The following is a 1,447-nucleotide window of genomic DNA, read 5'->3' on the forward strand; positions in this document are numbered from 1 at the left end:
CTCTACCTATCCTGCAGATTTGCGTTGGTGAGGACGAAATTGACCTCGACATGGACGACTTAAACAACAGCGGTTGATAGCGGTCTTGCAGTAGTAAATCACGTAATCATCATTGGCKAAGACGATTCGCAATTATATTTCGTAATAAATAAGGCGGTGCAAATTTGGCGTTAATTCCCGAAATTTATTCGGAAGTTTTAGACGAAGCAATCCTGGATGAATCCTTTAATTCCTTTATTTTCTTTTATTGTTACAATAGTCATTTTCTTAGTAGTGCATATGAATACTTATTATCGGAGCACTTGTGATGAACTTCGGCCAGATTACGGAATCATTCTTTCCGAAGAAAAACGAGGAAGGCTAAGGTTTTTTGATAAAAAAATCGGCGCCTGCAAAGAAAGATGAACCCATTTGTAGGCGGATGCGTACATATAACAAACAAGATAATATAAGGAAAAGGGACGGTACTATTATGGGATTTTGGAAACAGGTTTTTAGACTTCGGGTCAGCGTATTGGAAGGCGGTCACGTATTAACTGATAATGTCGAAGGCAAAGGGCTCGTTAATAGAATGTCTGTAATTAAGGGGAGGAAGTCAGGCGAAGTCAAGGTCACAACGGCATTTGGACAGAAGCACTTCACACTTTCACGGATTGAGTGGGAACAAAGTGGAAATCGAAACGTCGGTAAAGCTAATGGTAGTACTATACTTAGTACGGCACTTGTGGGATCAGTCGGTACAATCGCTGAAGTTGCTGTCAGAGCAATGAAAAAAGACAACTCGACTGCGTACATTTATTTGATCGACGAAGAAGGCGAGGAGCACAAAATCCTCGTTCAGTGTACGAAGGAACAATTTGTACAAATATATAAATTGTGTAATTTATATAAAAATTAAATCCCCCTCCTATATACTAGAACTGTGGATAGTAGGTACAGACGTAGGTCACTAAGTTTTTGTGTGAGAGTAATATTTAAAGTGTGCTGCTCTTTTTTGTATTAATATGGTATCATTTACCTATACGTTTCTTTGATGGAGTTGTCAATTTAATCAAATTTAAGGTGATGCCCCATGAGAAAGAATAAGTTAAAGAATATAAAGAGAGAACATGTATTGAAGGCTATTGAAATTGTAGAAGAAGAGGAAATGTTTCCTTCATTTAAATATGAACTTGCATACAAWGGCAATAGATATTTTCCAGTAGATGTAATAAAGATTGCAAGTAAAGAAGCTAATGGGGTAGAATTAAGCACTCTCTCAGGGGGCAATCAGACAAATAATGTTTTAATCGACCTTGGTTTCACGATAGTTTTAAAAGGAACAAAGCAAGTTATTGGGAAAGATCACGTAAGAGAAAACTTTTTAAAAAAAGTGTATCCCTTGAGATATACAATGTCAAACGGTCTAAGCTCGTAAGGTGACCGTTACACTGAACGGAAGAAAAAC

2 protein-coding genes are annotated in these 1,447 nt (G+C 37.4%); both read left to right on the forward strand.

The genetic code is table 11. The features are described 5' to 3' along the window. Positions 1–472 precede the first annotated feature (472 nt). Complete coding sequence (locus AC1DUW_RS28685) at positions 473–898, forward strand: hypothetical protein (protein WP_477644167.1); 426 nt, start codon at positions 473–475, stop codon at positions 896–898. 174 nt (positions 899–1,072) lie between these two features. Beyond that, the gene (locus tag AC1DUW_RS28690) at positions 1,073–1,417 is read left to right on the forward strand and encodes a hypothetical protein (protein ID WP_477644168.1); all 345 of its coding nucleotides are present in this window, start codon (positions 1,073–1,075) and stop codon (positions 1,415–1,417) included. The last annotated feature ends 30 nt before the right edge of the window (positions 1,418–1,447 follow it).

The organism is Peribacillus sp. P4_C12 (assembly GCF_056402095.1).